Annotated in this window: 21 protein-coding genes and 1 pseudogene; 3 read left to right on the top strand and 19 right to left on the bottom strand. The window is 68.1% G+C overall.

Going from position 1 to position 14,954, the window contains the following annotated elements:
• The first annotated feature begins 79 nt into the window (after window positions 1-79).
• Complete coding sequence (locus tag RLT57_RS21350) at window positions 80-862, top strand: enoyl-CoA hydratase/isomerase family protein (protein ID WP_311298890.1); 783 nt, start codon at window positions 80-82, stop codon at window positions 860-862.
• Window positions 863-940: 78 nt separating this feature from the next.
• On the opposite strand, the gene RLT57_RS21345 is transcribed toward RLT57_RS21350, so the two are convergent.
• Both RLT57_RS21345 and RLT57_RS21340 read right to left on the bottom strand, forming a co-directional pair.
• A complete protein-coding gene (locus RLT57_RS21345; protein ID WP_311298889.1) occupies window positions 941-1,531 on the bottom strand; it encodes a DNA-3-methyladenine glycosylase I in 591 nt (196 codons plus the stop codon).
• On the bottom strand, window positions 1,524-1,958 hold the full coding sequence (locus RLT57_RS21340; RefSeq protein ID WP_311300790.1) for a DivIVA domain-containing protein: 435 nt from the start codon (window positions 1,956-1,958) through the stop codon (window positions 1,524-1,526). The genes RLT57_RS21345 and RLT57_RS21340 overlap by 8 nt, the downstream gene beginning before the upstream one ends.
• Window positions 1,959-2,116: 158 nt before the next feature.
• Between RLT57_RS21340 and folP the strand changes: the two genes are divergently transcribed.
• The gene (gene folP / locus RLT57_RS21335; protein ID WP_311300789.1) at window positions 2,117-2,929 is read left to right on the top strand and encodes a dihydropteroate synthase; all 813 of its coding nucleotides are present in this window, start codon (window positions 2,117-2,119) and stop codon (window positions 2,927-2,929) included.
• Between the two features lie 121 nt (window positions 2,930-3,050).
• Here the strand turns inward: folP and RLT57_RS21330 are convergent.
• Together RLT57_RS21330 and RLT57_RS21325 are read right to left on the bottom strand one after the other, a co-directional pair.
• A pseudogene (locus RLT57_RS21330) lies at window positions 3,051-3,356 on the bottom strand (LOG family protein); the annotation flags it as partial.
• Complete coding sequence (locus RLT57_RS21325) at window positions 3,346-3,606, bottom strand: hypothetical protein (protein ID WP_311298888.1); 261 nt, start codon at window positions 3,604-3,606, stop codon at window positions 3,346-3,348. The gene RLT57_RS21325 and the pseudogene RLT57_RS21330, both read right to left, overlap by 11 nt.
• Window positions 3,607-3,714: 108 nt before the next feature.
• Between RLT57_RS21325 and RLT57_RS21320 the strand changes: the two genes are divergently transcribed.
• Window positions 3,715-4,287 carry a YkgJ family cysteine cluster protein gene (locus RLT57_RS21320; protein WP_311298887.1) on the top strand — a complete coding sequence of 191 codons (573 nt, stop codon included), beginning with the start codon at window positions 3,715-3,717 and terminating at the stop codon, window positions 4,285-4,287.
• 70 nt (window positions 4,288-4,357) lie between these two features.
• Here the strand turns inward: RLT57_RS21320 and RLT57_RS21315 are convergent, their stop codons facing one another.
• From RLT57_RS21315 to RLT57_RS21245, 15 genes are all read right to left on the bottom strand, one after another.
• Window positions 4,358-5,056 carry a hypothetical protein gene (locus RLT57_RS21315; protein ID WP_311298886.1) on the bottom strand — a complete coding sequence of 233 codons (699 nt, stop codon included), beginning with the start codon at window positions 5,054-5,056 and terminating at the stop codon, window positions 4,358-4,360.
• Complete coding sequence (locus RLT57_RS21310; protein ID WP_311298885.1) at window positions 5,056-5,487, bottom strand: hypothetical protein; 432 nt, start codon at window positions 5,485-5,487, stop codon at window positions 5,056-5,058. Before RLT57_RS21310 ends, RLT57_RS21315 begins: the two co-directional genes overlap by 1 nt.
• A 191-nt stretch (window positions 5,488-5,678) precedes the next feature.
• Complete coding sequence (locus RLT57_RS21305; protein ID WP_311298884.1) at window positions 5,679-6,578, bottom strand: histone-like nucleoid-structuring protein Lsr2; 900 nt, start codon at window positions 6,576-6,578, stop codon at window positions 5,679-5,681.
• Window positions 6,579-6,734: 156 nt separating this feature from the next.
• On the bottom strand, window positions 6,735-7,427 hold the full coding sequence (locus RLT57_RS21300) for a histone-like nucleoid-structuring protein Lsr2 (RefSeq protein ID WP_311298883.1): 693 nt from the start codon (window positions 7,425-7,427) through the stop codon (window positions 6,735-6,737).
• Between the two features lie 522 nt (window positions 7,428-7,949).
• Window positions 7,950-8,246, bottom strand: coding sequence for a hypothetical protein (locus RLT57_RS21295; protein ID WP_311298882.1), 297 nt, complete (start codon window positions 8,244-8,246; stop codon window positions 7,950-7,952).
• 249 nt (window positions 8,247-8,495) lie between these two features.
• Window positions 8,496-9,299, bottom strand: coding sequence for a DUF6881 domain-containing protein (locus tag RLT57_RS21290; RefSeq protein WP_311298881.1), 804 nt, complete (start codon window positions 9,297-9,299; stop codon window positions 8,496-8,498).
• Between the two features lie 91 nt (window positions 9,300-9,390).
• Window positions 9,391-10,032, bottom strand: a complete 642-nt coding sequence (locus tag RLT57_RS21285; RefSeq protein WP_311298880.1) for a hypothetical protein — start codon at window positions 10,030-10,032, stop codon at window positions 9,391-9,393.
• A gap of 2 nt (window positions 10,033-10,034) precedes the next feature.
• Window positions 10,035-10,478, bottom strand: coding sequence for a hypothetical protein (locus RLT57_RS21280; RefSeq protein WP_311298879.1), 444 nt, complete (start codon window positions 10,476-10,478; stop codon window positions 10,035-10,037).
• 87 nt (window positions 10,479-10,565) lie between these two features.
• On the bottom strand, window positions 10,566-11,012 hold the full coding sequence (locus RLT57_RS21275) for a hypothetical protein (protein ID WP_311298878.1): 447 nt from the start codon (window positions 11,010-11,012) through the stop codon (window positions 10,566-10,568).
• Window positions 11,013-11,280: 268 nt separating this feature from the next.
• On the bottom strand, window positions 11,281-11,514 hold the full coding sequence (locus RLT57_RS21270) for a hypothetical protein (RefSeq protein ID WP_311298877.1): 234 nt from the start codon (window positions 11,512-11,514) through the stop codon (window positions 11,281-11,283).
• On the bottom strand, window positions 11,511-12,242 hold the full coding sequence (locus RLT57_RS21265) for a hypothetical protein (RefSeq protein ID WP_311298876.1): 732 nt from the start codon (window positions 12,240-12,242) through the stop codon (window positions 11,511-11,513). Before RLT57_RS21265 ends, RLT57_RS21270 begins: the two co-directional genes overlap by 4 nt.
• Before the next feature lie 61 nt (window positions 12,243-12,303).
• Window positions 12,304-12,990: a hypothetical protein gene (locus tag RLT57_RS21260; protein WP_311298875.1), complete on the bottom strand. Its 687-nt coding sequence runs from the start codon at window positions 12,988-12,990 to the stop codon at window positions 12,304-12,306.
• A 2-nt stretch (window positions 12,991-12,992) separates the two neighbouring features.
• Window positions 12,993-13,262, bottom strand: coding sequence for a hypothetical protein (locus tag RLT57_RS21255; protein ID WP_311298874.1), 270 nt, complete (start codon window positions 13,260-13,262; stop codon window positions 12,993-12,995).
• Complete coding sequence (locus tag RLT57_RS21250; protein WP_311298873.1) at window positions 13,262-13,855, bottom strand: hypothetical protein; 594 nt, start codon at window positions 13,853-13,855, stop codon at window positions 13,262-13,264. The genes RLT57_RS21255 and RLT57_RS21250 overlap by 1 nt, the downstream gene beginning before the upstream one ends.
• Window positions 13,856-13,866: 11 nt before the next feature.
• A complete protein-coding gene (locus RLT57_RS21245; RefSeq protein WP_311298872.1) occupies window positions 13,867-14,751 on the bottom strand; it encodes a hypothetical protein in 885 nt (294 codons plus the stop codon).
• Window positions 14,752-14,954: the final 203 nt, after the last annotated feature.

The raw sequence follows: 14,954 nt of genomic DNA, 5'->3' as shown, positions 1-14,954 counted from the left end.
CTGCGGTTCGCCGCGTGTGCGACGGCGGCCGGTTCCGGCATCCTGGCCGGGACACTTGCCGCGGCGAAGGGGTTCTGGCATGGCCGACAGCGTGCTGTACGAGGTGGGTGACGGACTGGCGACCGTCACGCTGAACCGTCCGGAGGCGATGAACGCGCTTGACACGCACACCAAGAACGCGTTGCGGGACGCCCTGCTCGCGGCGAGGGCGGACCAGGCCGTCCGGGCGGTGCTGCTGACCGCCGCCGGGCGCGCCTTCTGCGTCGGGCAGGACCTCAAGGAGCACGTGGGGACCCTGGCCGCGGGCGGCGGGCTGACGACGGTCGCCGAGCACTACAACCCGATCGCGACCGCCATCGCCACCATGCCGAAGCCGGTGGTGGCCGGGGTCAACGGGGTGGCCGCGGGCGCCGGCGCGGGCTTCGCCTTCGCGGCGGACTACCGGGTGGCGGCCGACACCGCGTCCTTCACCACCGCCTTCGCCGGGGTCGCCCTCGGCGCCGACTCCGGCATGTCCTGGACGCTCCCCCGGCTCGTCGGGCACGGCCGGGCGGCGGACCTGCTGCTCTTCCCGCGCTCGGTGCCCGCCGCCGAGGCGCTGGCGATCGGCCTGGTGCACCGGGTGGTGCCGGCCGCCGACCTGCCCGCCGAGGCGCTCGCGGTGGCCCGGCAACTGGCCGCGGGGCCGACCGTCGCCTACGCGGCCCTCAAGGAGGCGCTGGCCTTCGGCGCGGACCACTCGCTGCCGGAGTCGCTGGCCAAGGAGGACGCCCTCCAGGCCCGCGCGGGCGCCTCCCGGGACCACCGCGCGGCGGTGTCCGCGTTCGTGGCCAAACAGGATCCGGTCTTCGAGGGCCGCTGACGGAACGCCGCCGGCCGGGATCCGGCCGGCGGCGCCCCGGCGGCCGGCTCCGCGCCGCGGGGTGCCCGCGCGGACGCGCTACCGATTGCTGCAACCCGCCAGGTGGTCGTTGACCAGGCCGCACGCCTGCATCAGCGCGTAGGCCGTGGTGGGGCCGACGAACCGGAAGCCGCGCTTCTTGAGGTCCTTGGCCAGCGCCAGCGACTCCGCGGTGGTGGCGGGCACCTCGGCGGCGGTCACCGGTGCCGGGCGGGTGGCCGGGTCCGGCGCGTAGGACCAGATCAGGCCGTCGAGACCGCCCTCGTAGGACTCGCGGACCTCCCGGGCGGCGATCGCGTTGTCGATCGCCGCCGCGATCTTCGCACGGTTGCGGATGATGCCGGCGTCGGCGAGCAGCCGGGCCTGGTCCGCGCCGGTGAAGGCGGCCACCGCGTCGATCCGGAAGTCGTCGAAGGCGGCCCGGAAGCCCTCCCGGCGGCGCAGGATGGTGATCCAGGACAGGCCGGACTGGAACGCCTCCAGGCAGACCCGTTCGAAGAGCGCGTCGTCGCCGTGCACCGGGCGGCCCCACTCCTGGTCGTGGTAGGCCACGTAGTCGGGCGTGGACAGCCCCCAGGGGCAGCGCGGCAGGCCGTCCTCGCCGACGACGATCCCGCCCGGCTCACTCACCGGCGGTGCCGTCGCGGTCGTCGAGGCCGGCCGGACCGTACCCGTCGGCGCGGTCGGCGCGGTCGGGGTCGGCGGGCGCGCTCGGCGCGGGCGCCGGGTCCTCCTTGAGCAGGGTGGCGCCGTGCGCCTGCCCGACGGCCTGCACCCCGGCCAGCGAGGTCTCCAGCTCGGCGATCCTGGCGTCCCGCTCGGCCAGTTCCGCGCCGAGCCGGTCCAGCACCTCGTCGACGTCGAGCATCCGGTAGCCGCGGACCGCGACCGGCAGCCGTACCGCGTCGATGTCCGAGCGCAGCAGCGGCCGGTCCGGCGGCAGCCGGTCCTGCAGCCGGTCGGGATCGGCGTCCTTAAGCGCACCGCCGTCGCCGAGTACGGCCATTGCCACCGCGGCGACCACCACGACGAGCGCGATGAGCATGAACCAGAACAAGTCGATCTCCCGTGAGTGCGGCCTCAGGACCCGCCGCGCGTGGGGCCGGTCCTCCGTGTCAGGCACGATCGTGCCACGATCGCATGAGTCTGAGATGAGGAGCGGCAGTGGCACTTCGGTTGGGCACCCGGGAATTCGGCGAGCGGGAGCCGGTGATCATGGCGATCGTCAACCGTACCCCGGACTCGTTCTACGACCAAGGGGCCACGTTCACCGACGAACCGGCGCTGGAACGCGTCGCGCACGCGGTCGCCGAGGGCGCCGCGATCATCGACGTCGGCGGGGTGAAGGCCGGTCCCGGCGCGGAGGTCTCGGCGGCCGAGGAGATCCGCCGGACGGCCGCCTTCGTCGCCGAGGTGCGGCGCCGCCACCCCGGCGTGGTGATCAGCGTGGACACCTGGCGGCATGAGGTCGGCGAGGCGGTCTGCGAGGCGGGCGCGGACCTGCTGAACGACGCGTGGGGCGGGGTGGACCCCCGGCTCGCGGAGACCGCCGCCCGGCACGGGGTGGGCCTGGTGTGCACGCACACCGGCGGCGCCCGGCCGCGGACCCGGCCGCACCGGGTGGCGTACGCCGACGTGATGGCCGACATCGTGCGGGCCACCTGCGCCCTCGCCGAGCGGGCGGTGCGGCTCGGGGTGCGCAGGGACGCGGTGCTGATCGACCCCGGGCACGACTTCGGCAAGAACACCCGGCACTCCCTGGAGGCGACCCGGCGGCTGCCGGAGATGACCGCGACCGGGTGGCCGGTGCTGGTGTCGCTGTCCAACAAGGACTTCGTGGGCGAGACGCTCGACCGGCCGGTCAAGGAACGGCTGGTCGGGACGCTCGCCGCGACGGCGGTCTCGGCGTGGCTGGGGGCGCGGGTCTACCGCGTGCACGAGGTCGCCGAGACCCGCCAGGTGCTGGACATGGTGGCGTCCATCGCGGGCGACCGCCCGCCGGCGGTCGCCCGCCGCGGCCTGGCCTAGGGCCCGCCGCGTGGAGCCGCGCGGGTCGAGGAGCGGGGTCCGGTGCGTGCGGCTGCGAGGCCGGAGAGGGAGGAGGAGGCGGCGGCGTCCGGGGGCGGGCGGCGCCGCCCGCCGTGCCCGCCTAGGCGGTCTCCTTCGTCACCAGGGCCACCGCCTCGTCCACGTCGTCGGTGATGTGGAAGAGCTCCAGGTCGGCGGCGGACGCCTTGCCCTCGGCGACGAGGGTGGAGCGGATCCAGGAGGCCAGGCCGCCCCAGTACCCGGTGCCGAACAGCACGATCGGGAAGCGGGTGACCTTCTTCGTCTGGACGAGGGTGAGCGCCTCGAAGAGCTCGTCGAGAGTGCCGAAGCCGCCGGGCAGCACGACGAAACCGCGCGCGTACTTGACGAACATGGAGTGCTCGTCAACACGAGTATCACGATGAGGCGCTGACCTGCGGGTTTGCCGTGTCGAGGCGCTCGTCGAGGTCCAGGAGCGCTCGTAGACCCCTCGCGACGGGGCTCTCGTCGTCGCCGAGCTTGGCCGCGAGGTAGTCGAGCTGCGCGGGGGTGAGAGTGGTCGTCACCGACCCCGAGGGAAGCATCCGCTCGACCTGTCGGGCCGTCATCTGATAGCGCAGGATGTCGTCCGCCGACATGTGGTCAGCGGCGAGGTGAGCGTGTTGTCTTGGTACCACCTTCAGGTGCGTCATGCGTCGTGATCATAGCCTCGCAGATGTGGACACCACCACCCGAACGGGTGAGCTTGGCACCACCCTGACAGACGCTCACCTAGGGTGCTGAGCATGGACGGTGAGGAACTGTTGGGTGCGGTGCTCCGGCTGGCGAATACCCCGGTCAGGAAGCCCAATCTGGCGGCCCTGGAGAGGGTGTACGCCGAACTTCCCGCGCTGCAATGCCAGGGAAAATGCTGGTCTGCTTGCGGTGGCAAACTTCCTGCGAGCCCGGTCGAAATGGAGCGGGCCCGGAAGGCTGGCTACGACTTGGCCGGCCGAAATCTCCAGCCGACGCTGGCGACGGTCTGTGCCGCTCTGGACCTGACGACGCACCGCTGCCGCGTATATCAGGGGCGGCCGATGATCTGCCGTCTTTGGGGTGTCTTCGCGGCCTTGGCTTGCCCATGGGGGTGCGAGCCCGAGGGCGGACACCTCGATGACCTTGAGGCAATGCGGCGGTTGAACCTGGCGCTGTGGCACGGAGGGGCTCCGGAAGCATTGGAGCCGGAGGTGTTCGAGGCTGCTGTGGGCGATTCGCGGGTGGTGAGTGCACTCCTGGAGAACGTCCGTCGGCACCGTCCGGTTCGTGAGGATGCAGTGATTATTCCCGCGACGCTGGGATCAGGGCGTCGTACCAGTTAGAGCCTGTAACGCCGGGAAGCCCCCGGGGCGCGTGGCTACGCCGAGCGGGGGCTTCTTCCTGTCGCTGAGGTTATGCGCTGTGTGCGTGGAGGCGGGTTTCTGCTGCGTCCTTGGCTTCCTGGCTGGAGGGTTGCCAGGCGCCTGCTTTGTGGATGTGGGAGGCGCGGGAGGCTTCGCTGAGGAAGCCGTACCCGCCGTGCTCTGCGCACGTCTGGTGCAGGGTGCAGTAGTGAGTGAACCGCTCTTCTGGCTGGAGTTCGAAGGCGATGTCGGGGCCTTCGTAGCGGCTGCCGTCGGGCTTCTTGTGGCTGTGGGCGTGGCCGGTGCGGTTCCGGATGTCTACCCAGTAGCCAGTGGGCTTGTCGGCGCGGTGCGGGAGGGGGCACTTGACCTGTACGACGTCGTCTTTCCAGTCTCCGTTGCTGGGCTTGTTTCGGATGCTGGTGATTGCCTCGGGTTCCGTCAGGGGTGCGGGCTCCAGTGCGGGTCTTCCGGCTGGGGGGAGGGCAAGCTGTGCGGGCACTCGACGTGGGGGACTCGTGTCCCGGGCGGCGCGGAAGAAGCTGTCGAGGACACCCGGTTGAAGCAGCGCGAGGACGCTCTCCCTACGGGGGTAGTAGAAGTCGAACAGCCAGGCGCAGAAGCCGCAGAGGTCGACTTGTTTTCCGTTTTCCAGCGTTCTCTCGTGGCCGGCCGGTGTGGGCGTTTCCGCGTCGGGGAGAGCTGCGTGCCAGTCGCAGCTCGTGACGTTGATGAGTTCTCGGGCCATCAGGCGGCGCCCCGGGCCGACTTTTCCTTGGTCTCCTGACTGCTGCGGAGGGGGGTGGGCGCGTCGACGATTTCTCCCCAGAGCTGGTTCATGCCGACTTCGCGGCGGACGCTGATTCCGGTCTGGCTGACGCCGACGGGGCTGACGAGCGCGGGGTGGCGGTGAGAGTAGGTGAATTCTGTACGGTCGATGGGGCCTCGCCTGCCCACTGTGAGGGTGGTGTGGCGGAGCATGTCGCATCGGTCGCATCGCTGGGTCTTGTCGATGGCCACGGCGTTGCGGGGGTTGCGGACTTCGTGGCCCTTGGCGTTCCATCCGTGCCAGTCGTAGGCCACCCAGTGGTGGCCCTTGCTGAGGCAGTCTGCGAGTGTGCGCGGGATCGTCTCGACGAATGTGTAGACCTCTTCGTCGGTGACGAGCTTGTCTTGCACCGGTCACTCCTAGGGGCGATCCAATTTCGTTCTGGCTAAACTAGCGGCCAAAGTTGCCTGGCTGGAACGCACCTGTGAGAAATGTTTAGCTGCCACTCGAATGGGTGAATATCACGGGCTTGGTGGGTGGCCCGCAGCGTTGCTCGCTACGGGCTTCACCACACGTTCATACTGTCCGGTGAGAACGACGGTCATGCGGCCTTGCTGGTCCGCACCGCGTAGGCGTGGCGGCCGAAGGGCGTGATGGTCCAGCCGTGCGGGCTGTTGGGGTCCTGCTCGATGAACTCCATGTTCTCCAGGCGGGTGTCGCTGGTCTTGAGGTAGCTGACCTTGTTCCCTCGGGCCAGGGGCAGCACGCCAGCGAGCTGGCCGAGAATTCCGAGGTTCTGGTCGCTGAGGGCCGCGATGCGTTCCGTCAGCGTCCACTCGGCGATCTTGTCGGTACGGGTGTTGCCGTACCCGGTGCGGCGCTGCCACTTCTTCGGGTCGGCCATGCGGGCGCTGGGGGTGATCGGCCGGTAGTGCCTGCGGGCTTCGGCCTCGGCGGCGTCGGTCTCTCCGGCCGTCTCGGCGGCCTTGGTCTCGGAGCGCGTGGCGGCGTTCACGGCCTTGGAGTGGTCGAGCTGCTTGACGGGCGTGTCGCCGTCCGGGTCCCAGTCCTTGTCGCCCTCTTCGCTCTGGTGCGGGATGCGGAGGAGTTCGTTGAGCGGGCCGCCGTCACCGCGCTGGAAGGCGCTGTAGGCGTCCTTGTATTTCTTGGCCAGTACTCCGCGCTGGTTCTCGGGAATGAGGCCGTGCGAGATGGCCCAGGCTCGTGCCTCGGCGGGGTCGACACCGTTCTGGTGGCGGCTGAGGGTGGCCCCGGGGCCGGCGTCGGTTTCCATGGGGCGGGGCCTGGTGGTCCGCGTCTTGGCCGTGACGCGGGCGGCTTGGCGGAACTCCTTGAGTCGGGCGCGGAGCACGTGGGCGTTGTCGGCGCTGAGGTCGATCTCGTAGGTGACTCCGTCCAGGGCGAATTGCACGGTCTCGACGGCTTCGGTCTGGCCGGTGGGGTCGAGGTCGTCGACGAGGGTGATGACGGTCTTCTTCATGGCGGGCTCTTTCTATGTGTGGGCATGCAAAAGGCCCCGCTTGGTTGGCGGGGCCCTGTGTGCGTCCGCTGTTGGTCTTGCTCCAGCGGGTGGGTTGGTTTGGGAGGTGGGCAGAGCCTCGCAGCAGGGGCGGGCTGCGAGACCGAGGGCGACGCGTCAGGCTGATAGAGGCTCTTTGTTGAGGCGGAGCCAGGTTCGTCCCACGTCTGTGACGACGTAGGTGCCTTCGGCCGTTAGATCCATGCAGCCACGGCGGCGGAGTGCTTCGTAGCTGCTCCGGTCTGTGGGGTCGGCGGCAGTTGCTGTTCCGTCCCCGGCGCAGGTCTCTCGCAGGCGCTTGCACTGGGGTTCCGACAGTTTGCCGACGGCGCGGGCTTGGCGTTCGAGGTGGTCTTCGGTTGTGGCTGTGCCTTGCCGGATGCTGACGACTTTGCGTGGTTCGGTCGTAGAGGCAGCGTTTGGGTCGATGCCGGCCCGTTCAAGCAGCGAGTCGAGCAGACTCCGGTCGCCGTGCTTGACGTGCTGCTCCCAGGCTTTGCGGGTCTTTTGAGGGATGCGTCCGAGAGGGTTGATGGGTAGGTGGTGCCGATCTGCCCATTCTCGGATGCGGATGCCCTCCTCGCGGAGCGCGGCCTGGGTGACTGGAGGCGTTCCCTTGGCTGCGAGGTTCGTGGACTTGGCGGGACGGCTTGCCTCCATGAATGGGTCGAGGAGGCGACGAAACCTGGCTGCGTTTTCGTGAGAGAGTTCGATTTCCCTCGGCTTGCCGTCGAGCGCGAAGGTCACCGTCTCGTGGGCTTCGCTCCCATCCAGATCGTCGACGAGTCGGACCCGGACCTTCTGCGCCATGTCTTGTCCTCCAAGGCGTTGCGAAATTACTACCCGGGGCCGCACTGTAGCGGCCAAGGCTGAGAGAATCCCTGCGTTGGCCGGTATTTTCTCTGGTATGTGGCAATCAGGCGTTAAACACTCGCTGGGCGCACGAGCGCGCATATGCCCCCAGGGGCGTGCGCCGTCTCACACCGATGGTCGCTTTTATGTGAAACGCGGAGTGCATCCAAGCGTCTTAGGTTGCCTCCGTCACCCATTCGGGCGACGGCATAACCATTTTTTCGACGTCAAAGCCTTGGGGGTTGCGTGACCGCACGAGGTCGATCCTAAACGATCATGCAAGTGCCGTACGAGGAGGCAGCGAGTCTGACCCTGCCCCCCGTGGCTCCGTACGCGCCCCACCGCAACGGGCCCGGCATCGCCGGGAGGGCACACGGCCAGCTCCGATCGCAGCTCCCGGTGGCGGCACCGACAGGCGTTCGTGCTGCTCGCTTTTTTCGTAGCGATGCCGATTTTTTAGACCGTTTCACACATATATTTTCACGCGGTCTCGCGGTCTCGCCATTTCTTCAGCACGTTGCGTCCGACCTCTGTCAGGCCGAGAATCCGCCAGCCGCCTTCGTGTTTTTCGTCCTCGGCTTCGAGCCACTCGACGTCCCACAGGCCCCGCTCCTGGAGTGCTCGAACCTCGTGGGCGTCCCACAGTTCGCCGGTGGCCTTGCGGATCTCGAAGCGGCCCAGGCCATCCTCGCCAGCATGTTCTTCGACATGCGCAAGCCGACTGATTGACCGCTCTCTGATCGCCTGTTCTTTCATGTCGGCATCGACGTACTTCATGCGGTAGCCCGAGCCGGGAGCCACTTCGCTCTCCTATGTCGTTGGGGTCGTTTCGTCGGCATCGGCCGGTTACCGCACTTTCGGCAGCATCCCACTCCGGCCCACCCGCCACCGTAGGACGGATGGGCCGGCGAAGGAGGCAGCAGAAGCGTCAGCCGGCCACGGTGTCCGCTCGACGTGTGCCCCCAGTGTCTCGCGACCTGGGTGCGCTGTTCACGTTGCGGTGGTGTCCGTGGCCGGCTGGGCGGTTCAGGCAGTGGGGAAGAGCGCCGGGAAGACGCGCCGGGCCATCTCCCCGTGCTCCGCACAGAACGCCGAACCCTCTTCCTTCGTGCGGGAGCAGGTGACGACCTCCGCGTCCTCCAGGTCGGTCACTACGGGCTCGGCCTTGAACTTCTGCGGCCAGCCGCACTCCTCGCTGGTGGCCCGTTCCCACAGCCGTTCGAACTCATCGGCCGTGGTCGTCTCCGCGCTCTGGCCGTCACGCTGGTTGAGGACGGACAGCGGCCAGACGGTCTCGGATTCCGTGAACTCCTCCTCGGCCGTGCCCTCCCCGAACTCGCCGTCCTGGCGCCACAGATGCCGCCCGTCGGCGTAGACCTCGACGCGGCGCACCTCGGACCTGTGGCGGTCGTTGACCTCCTGGTGGATCTCGCTCGGCCGGCCGAGATTGATCGGACCCTGCCGGATGATCCGCAGGTAACTGATGCGCGGCACGCCGGTGTGGTTGGAGACGATGTTCAGCAGGTGGTCTTCGAACGTCTCGACATCCCACTCCTGCTCGCCGGTGACCAGTCCGTCATGCCGGGCGATCATCTCGTCCGTGATGTCCTCGGCCGTGAAGGGTTCGCCGCCGTTCTTGGTCAGCAGCGGGATGCCGAGGTCGCCGTACGTCTGGAAAACCTTCTTCACCCGGCGCAGGTTCTCGGCACGGTCCCTCTCCTTGAACCGGTAGATCCCCAGGTGCGCCGCGATGACGACGTACAGCAACGGGAACTGCGGATTGACTTCCGGCAGGAACGGAACGCGGTCGTTTTCGGTGGTCTCGGTCATGTGGGCATCTTTCCATCGGGTTGTGACAGCGGGGATAGAAAGAGCCCGGCTCCGGCGCAGGAGCCGGGCTCCTGCGGTGGTGGTCGTGCTCTTACTCGGGCGGCTCGGCGGATTGGACAGGCTGCTCGACGACGGGGCCGGTCGGAGTCGGGGGCGAGGCCGGCCGCTCCAGTCGGGGGTCAGTCGTGGTCACGACCTTGCCTCGGGTGCCGTCGAATGCCGCGTGCCACACGACGCCGTGCTCCCCCTGGAGTTCGAGGACCACGTACCCGGAGGGTCCTGCGTGTTCTCCCGGAGTGAGCTTCTGCGCCGCCTCCAGCATGCTCTTCGCCTTCACCACGCCGGTGAAGCGGGCCTCGAAGGTGACCGCGTACTCGAACTCTTCGGCCTCCTTCTGCGCGGCCGTCTCGGGCTGCTCGTCACGTCTCCGCGTCGCCTTGGCGGCCTGCGCGAGCAGGGCGTTGCCGTAGGCGCGGACGCGGTCCCGGTCCTCCGCCTTGCTCACCTGGCCCAAGGTGATCCAGGTCTCGCGGTACTTGTAGACGGCGTCGCTCGGGGCGTCGTCCTCCTCGGCCTGGCGGCAGGTCGACTCCAGGTATCCGGGGTCCGTCGCTCCGAGGGTGACGAGCCAGGCCCACACATACGGGTGACCGTGGTACTGGCTCGGATTCTTCGGTCTGGACGCGGCTCCCCCCTCGGGAGTCGGCGCCGGGGTCGGTTCGGTGTCGGACATGGTCAGACCGTTTCCTTTCTGGGGGTCGGGAAGGTCAGCCGGAGCAGCTCCCAGAGCAGCTCGCCGTGGATGTCCGGCAGGCGCTCCACGTAGTCGTCGCGCTCGCTGTCCCAGGTCTCCTGGTCGGTGATGACGTCGTGGTCGCCTCGGAGGGCCGCGTCGGTCTCGGACCACTCCCGGTCGAGCACGACGGCGCGGGCCAGCGCCGGCCGCAGCGGGGTGCCGGGGGTGCGCTCGAAGCGGGTGCCGGCGACCTCGAACGAGATCGCCGTCCCCTCGTCAGGCCGGAAGAGGTGCGCGATGCCGTCCTCGACCTTGATCAGCAGGCCGGTGGCCGCCTTGAGGTTCCAGAACAGGGTGACGGTCGCGCCGATCAGGCCCTGGCATTCCTTCGGGCTCAGATCGACGAGCCACCCGCTGCTGCGGCCTTCGGTGATGCTCTTCATGACGGTTTCCCCATTTCAGCGAGGGTTGCGTTTGTGTTCCGGCCGGCCACCGCCACGCCCCCGCAGGGGCGGACGGAAGCGGTCGGCTCAGCGGATGACGGTGAAGAGCTGCTCGTCGTTGACCAGCCTCGGAGCGCCCTTGAAGACGGCGCACAGCCGGAGGTATGCGTCGCGCTCGTTCAGGCCGAACCAGTCGTCACGCTCGATGTCATCGGCGTAGAGCTGCTCGACGCTGGTACCGAAGTGGGCCTGGAGCCGGTCGGAGGCCATCTCGATGGCGTCGGCGACGGTGGTGGCCTCCACGGTGATGACCACGGGCAGCAAGTCAGTGCTGATCGTGGAGCCCTCGTCGTCCGCGACGGTCTCCCAGCCGGCGACGAGGGTGAGGAAGTTCTGCTCCTCGGGACTCGGGAGGCCCTTGTCCACGATGCAGTCGCCGCAATACCGGCTGGAGTAGCCGTCCTCTCCCTTGTCGTCATCACCGGGTTCGATGCAGCGGTAGTTGCATCCCGCGCACTTGAGCAGTCCACTCACTTGTTTCTCCTCCTTGAATGCGCGAGGGCCTGTCTCGTGGCACTCCTGTGCTGTGCCCAACGAGTGGATCGCGACTTGGACAGGTCACCCATTCGGGTGGTGGCATAACAGTTCTTTGCGTAGGGAGCACGGGCACAACAAAAGCCAGGCGCCGCCGAATTCACGGAACCTGGCTTTCATTGAAACCGCACGCGGTCATCCCTTCGACCGCCGGTGGCCGCCACCTTCGACCTCCCGAAGAAGGCCGCCGTTTCTGCTGCGTCCCGGACTAATCGCCGTCGGCGGCGAGTTCCATCGCGCACTCCTCGCAGCCGTTCTTGGGCTGCTCTGCGTCGCGGTGGTCCTCGCACATCTCGTGGACCGTGTACGTCTCCTCGACGTCCTCGGCCACTGCTTCGGCGCGGTACTCGCCCGCTCTCCTCTCGGCCTCCTCCGGGGACCACATCGAGGCTTCGATGCAGCCCTCGGGGGTGAAGATCCCGTACTCGACGGAGCTGGTCACTGGTGCCCGTACTTCTCGCGGACCAGGGTCAGGAAGTCGACGCTGAGGGTGTTGTGCACGACGCCAAGCGTCGTGTCGTCATGCTGGTCGTGGATGATCTCGAACCCGGCGTCGCTGGACGTGCGCAGGGAGAACCGCTGACCACGGTGCTCGGCGAAGGCGCAGTCCTCGCCCGGGTAGGGCCCGCAGTTGCAGATCGGGATCACGTCCTGGAGGACGATGTCGTCCGGCACGGCCTGGCCGATAGGCAGGCGGCGGATGGCGAGCATCCTGCGCAGCAGGCCGTTGCGCTGCTCCAGGTCGCCGAAGCGGGTCATGTCGTTGGAGTCGACGACGCACTCCTCAGTGCGGGATTTGTCGCTCCCCTTCTGCGCCCAGGTGACGCGGTAGCTGGTCACGATGCTCTCCGGCTCGCGCTCGGAGTCGGCGTCAGCCGTCGCTTCGGGTTCTACCTGCTCTTCGGCGTCGAAGGCAAAGGTGTAAGAGAAGTCGATCTTGTCCGGGTCCTTGGGGCTGACGTAGTGCAGGGTGTCGCCCTCGATCCGCCACTCCCCCTTGCTGGGCCACCGCGCGAACCACGGGTCCGTGGCGCCTTCGGCCGTGGTCTTGATCCCCCGGGTCTGCACCGCGTGCACGGTGCGCTCGCCCGACAGCCTCGGGTGCAGGTTGTTGACCACGGTCACACGCTGGCCCACCTTGATGCGGCGCCGGAATGCCGACAGGCTCACTTCGGTTCCTCCTCGACTTATCGACATATATGAGATGAGAATTCCCTGCGGAATCCGAGTTCTAGATGCCGTACAGCGACCGGGCGAACGCGGGGTGCTCGCGGTCCCAGTGCTTGAGCAGCCAGTGCGCCGCGCCGTTCCCGTTGAGGGGGCGGAAGTCGTTGCCGGCCTTGACCGTCTCGTCCCACTGCCAGTGCTTGCCGGCCAGCCCGTAGCGCAAGGCGAAATCGGCGAACCACGGCGCGGTGCTGCCGTTGTGGACCAGGTAGTACAGCTCTTGATGCCGGGGCTCGGTCCAGCCCTGGATATCCACCCGTTGCTGGGTGATGGCGCCGCCCTCGGCATCGTGGAAGCGCCGGTCGAAGTGCGTCACCGTGGTACCCCAGAAGGTATGCACGTGCTCCTGGCTCCGGATGACGCGCTCGTTCGTCCCGTTGTCCAAGACGACGCGGTACCCGTACTTCAACTCGATCACGTCGCCCTGGACAACAGCCATCTCGCGGAGCACGCAGCCCTTCTTGGTGGCGCGTCGGGCGAAGTAGACGACGGTGGCGGGCCGACGGGTGCGCTCCAACTCCGCGACCACGTCGCGGACCTCGTGGTCCGGCGTGCCGAGCGGCATCGTGCGGACGTAGGTCTGACGGTTGTCGTCGTACACGCCGATCTCGCGGGGGGTGTCGTCCCCGTGCTTCAGCGTGCGGATTTCGTAGCGCGGGTGGATCGTGCGCTCGGGCGGGGACAGCAGCATGGTCAGTAGTCCGTCTCGAAATCGGGGTCGACCAGACCGAATTCGGGGTCGTTCGGGTCGCCGAGGGTTACCAGTTCGTCGTCACCGACGTAGCCGGCCGGGTCTTTCAGCTCGTGGTTGCCGTCGAACCACGGCTCGGGATCGCCGAGGAAGCGCGGGTCCCACTGCACGGTGCGGCCGTCCCGCGTCCAGTGGATCTTGAGCTGGCGCCGGGTGCCGTCCTCTTCCGTCCACGTGTGGATGTACGGCGCCCTCCGCAGCCGGCTCGCCATCAGTCCTGCTCGGGGAGCAGCGCGCGGACGGTGGGGTGGGTGACGGGGCGGTCGTCCTCGCAGGGCGTGAACCCCTTGAGGAGGGGGACGAACCGCTCGTCCGTGGTGTGGAGTGCCGCGACCGCGTGGAGTCCGGCCCACGGGGTCTTGGCGCGGCCGACGCTGATGGCTCCCAGCCGGACGTCGTACTCGCCGTTGTCGAGACGCTGGAGGTACCCGAGGCCGGTCCCGGCCCCACGGGTGTTGGCGTCGACCAGGAAGTCACCGTCGCCGACGGGGACGAGGGCGAGCAGCACCCCGTACCTCGGCAGGACGTCGGGGCTGAGCGGCCGGAGGACGTCGCGGGGGTTGGTCCGGTCGGACTGCTCGGGCGCCTTGAACCAGTACAGGAACTCGGCGGCGACCAATCGGGTCTTGAAGCCGTGGACCGCGCCCTGCTTGCCGGTGAGGCCGGCGTGCTCCGTGACCCAGCCCGCTCCCTTGGTCAGGTAGGTGACGCCGAGCACTTCGCCGGTGCTCTTGAGGGAGACGCGGAACTTGTGGCACGTCTCGTCGGCCGGGTCGGTGGGCTCGAACTCGAATTGCGGTTGCATCCCTTGTTCTCCTACTCGTAGATGCGGGTCTGGAAGGTGAGGTCGGCGATGGAGCCGAAGGTGTCGCATACGGCGTCGGTCACGACGCCCAGACGCCATTCACGTGTGCCGGTGCCGTCCAGCTCTATGCGGAGCACCGCGCTGATTGCACCTTCGGGAGCGTGGAGAATGACGTCCTCGCGGCCGGGGGTGTAGGTGGCGAAGTACGTGCTCTCGTACTTGTTGATCAGGTCGTGGAAGTGGAAAACGACCTGCGTGTAGTCCTCGCGGTGTTCGGGGTTGATCCGTTCCGGTGCGGGGCGGCCCCGGTTCTCCAGCTTCTCCGCGAACATCCGGTAACCCGCCAGGTCGAACTTCAGCCGGTACTCGCGGTCGCGGAAGGTGAAGTGGGCCGCAGTTACCGGGTGGTTGTGCACCACTCGCCAGTCCTCGATCCCCATGCCGAGGACATAGGCGGCCTCGTGGTACCAGAGACGTGCCGACTCCGAGGCCCGCTGGTTCCTCTCCGCCCGGGTGATGTCGCCGGTGAGCGCGAGGTGGTCGACGGACTCCGGCCGGGCCGGGCAGCCGTGCAGTAGCGAGAGCTTGAACTGTTCGATGCTTCCGGTGCGCCCGCAGTCGTGGCAGCGCTGGCCGTGCTCGGAGTCCTCGACCAGGCGGTGACCTTCGATGATGAGGAACTTCTGCGCCGGCTCGTGGACGTGCAGGGGAACTAGTCGGGCTTTGAGCGCGGGGCGACGTACGAAGGACTCGCCGCAGGGCTTGCACACCGGGTCGCGGAACGGCTCCCGGACCCCCTCGTCGTTTCGGAGGGAGCCGAGCAGCAAGTGCGTTGCGGTGCCCTCGCACGGCTCGTCGCCCGGGACGATGGTGGATTGGATAGTGGAACAGCGCATGGCGCTCCTTAAGGAAATTCCGTGGATGCGGCGGGAGTTGCGGTTGCATCCTCGGTGGCTATTTCGCTGTCATGCGCTTCCGCGCACAGCTCGCAGATGAACCCGCCAGGTACCCTGTATTTCCGGGTGTTGGGAACAGGTCCATGTCCATTGCCGTATGCGCTGGGGCATTCGTCGTTGGCGCAGTAGAAATGACTCTGCGC

The organism is Streptomyces sp. ITFR-21, from assembly GCF_031844685.1.
Classification (GTDB): domain Bacteria; phylum Actinomycetota; class Actinomycetes; order Streptomycetales; family Streptomycetaceae; genus Actinacidiphila.
The sequence above is the reverse complement of the archived record's forward strand: the minus strand, read 5'-3'. Positions and strand labels throughout refer to the sequence as shown.

Excerpts from the sequence above, each read along its gene's own strand:
- RLT57_RS21350 (WP_311298890.1), top strand. The coding sequence starts at position 80 with ATGGCCGACAGCGTGCTGTACGAGGTGGGTGACGGACTGGCGACCGTC.
- folP (WP_311300789.1), top strand. The coding sequence starts at position 2,117 with ATGGCGATCGTCAACCGTACCCCGGACTCGTTCTACGACCAAGGGGCC.
- RLT57_RS21320 (WP_311298887.1), top strand. The coding sequence starts at position 3,715 with ATGGACGGTGAGGAACTGTTGGGTGCGGTGCTCCGGCTGGCGAATACC.
- RLT57_RS21315 (WP_311298886.1), bottom strand. The coding sequence starts at position 5,056 with ATGGCCCGAGAACTCATCAACGTCACGAGCTGCGACTGGCACGCAGCT.
- RLT57_RS21305 (WP_311298884.1), bottom strand. The coding sequence starts at position 6,578 with ATGAAGAAGACCGTCATCACCCTCGTCGACGACCTCGACCCCACCGGC.
- RLT57_RS21300 (WP_311298883.1), bottom strand. The coding sequence starts at position 7,427 with ATGGCGCAGAAGGTCCGGGTCCGACTCGTCGACGATCTGGATGGGAGC.
- RLT57_RS21295 (WP_311298882.1), bottom strand. The coding sequence starts at position 8,246 with ATGAAGTACGTCGATGCCGACATGAAAGAACAGGCGATCAGAGAGCGG.
- RLT57_RS21290 (WP_311298881.1), bottom strand. The coding sequence starts at position 9,299 with ATGACCGAGACCACCGAAAACGACCGCGTTCCGTTCCTGCCGGAAGTC.
- RLT57_RS21285 (WP_311298880.1), bottom strand. The coding sequence starts at position 10,032 with ATGTCCGACACCGAACCGACCCCGGCGCCGACTCCCGAGGGGGGAGCC.
- RLT57_RS21280 (WP_311298879.1), bottom strand. The coding sequence starts at position 10,478 with ATGAAGAGCATCACCGAAGGCCGCAGCAGCGGGTGGCTCGTCGATCTG.
- RLT57_RS21260 (WP_311298875.1), bottom strand. The coding sequence starts at position 12,990 with ATGCTGCTGTCCCCGCCCGAGCGCACGATCCACCCGCGCTACGAAATC.
- RLT57_RS21255 (WP_311298874.1), bottom strand. The coding sequence starts at position 13,262 with ATGGCGAGCCGGCTGCGGAGGGCGCCGTACATCCACACGTGGACGGAA.
- RLT57_RS21250 (WP_311298873.1), bottom strand. The coding sequence starts at position 13,855 with ATGCAACCGCAATTCGAGTTCGAGCCCACCGACCCGGCCGACGAGACG.
- RLT57_RS21245 (WP_311298872.1), bottom strand. The coding sequence starts at position 14,751 with ATGCGCTGTTCCACTATCCAATCCACCATCGTCCCGGGCGACGAGCCG.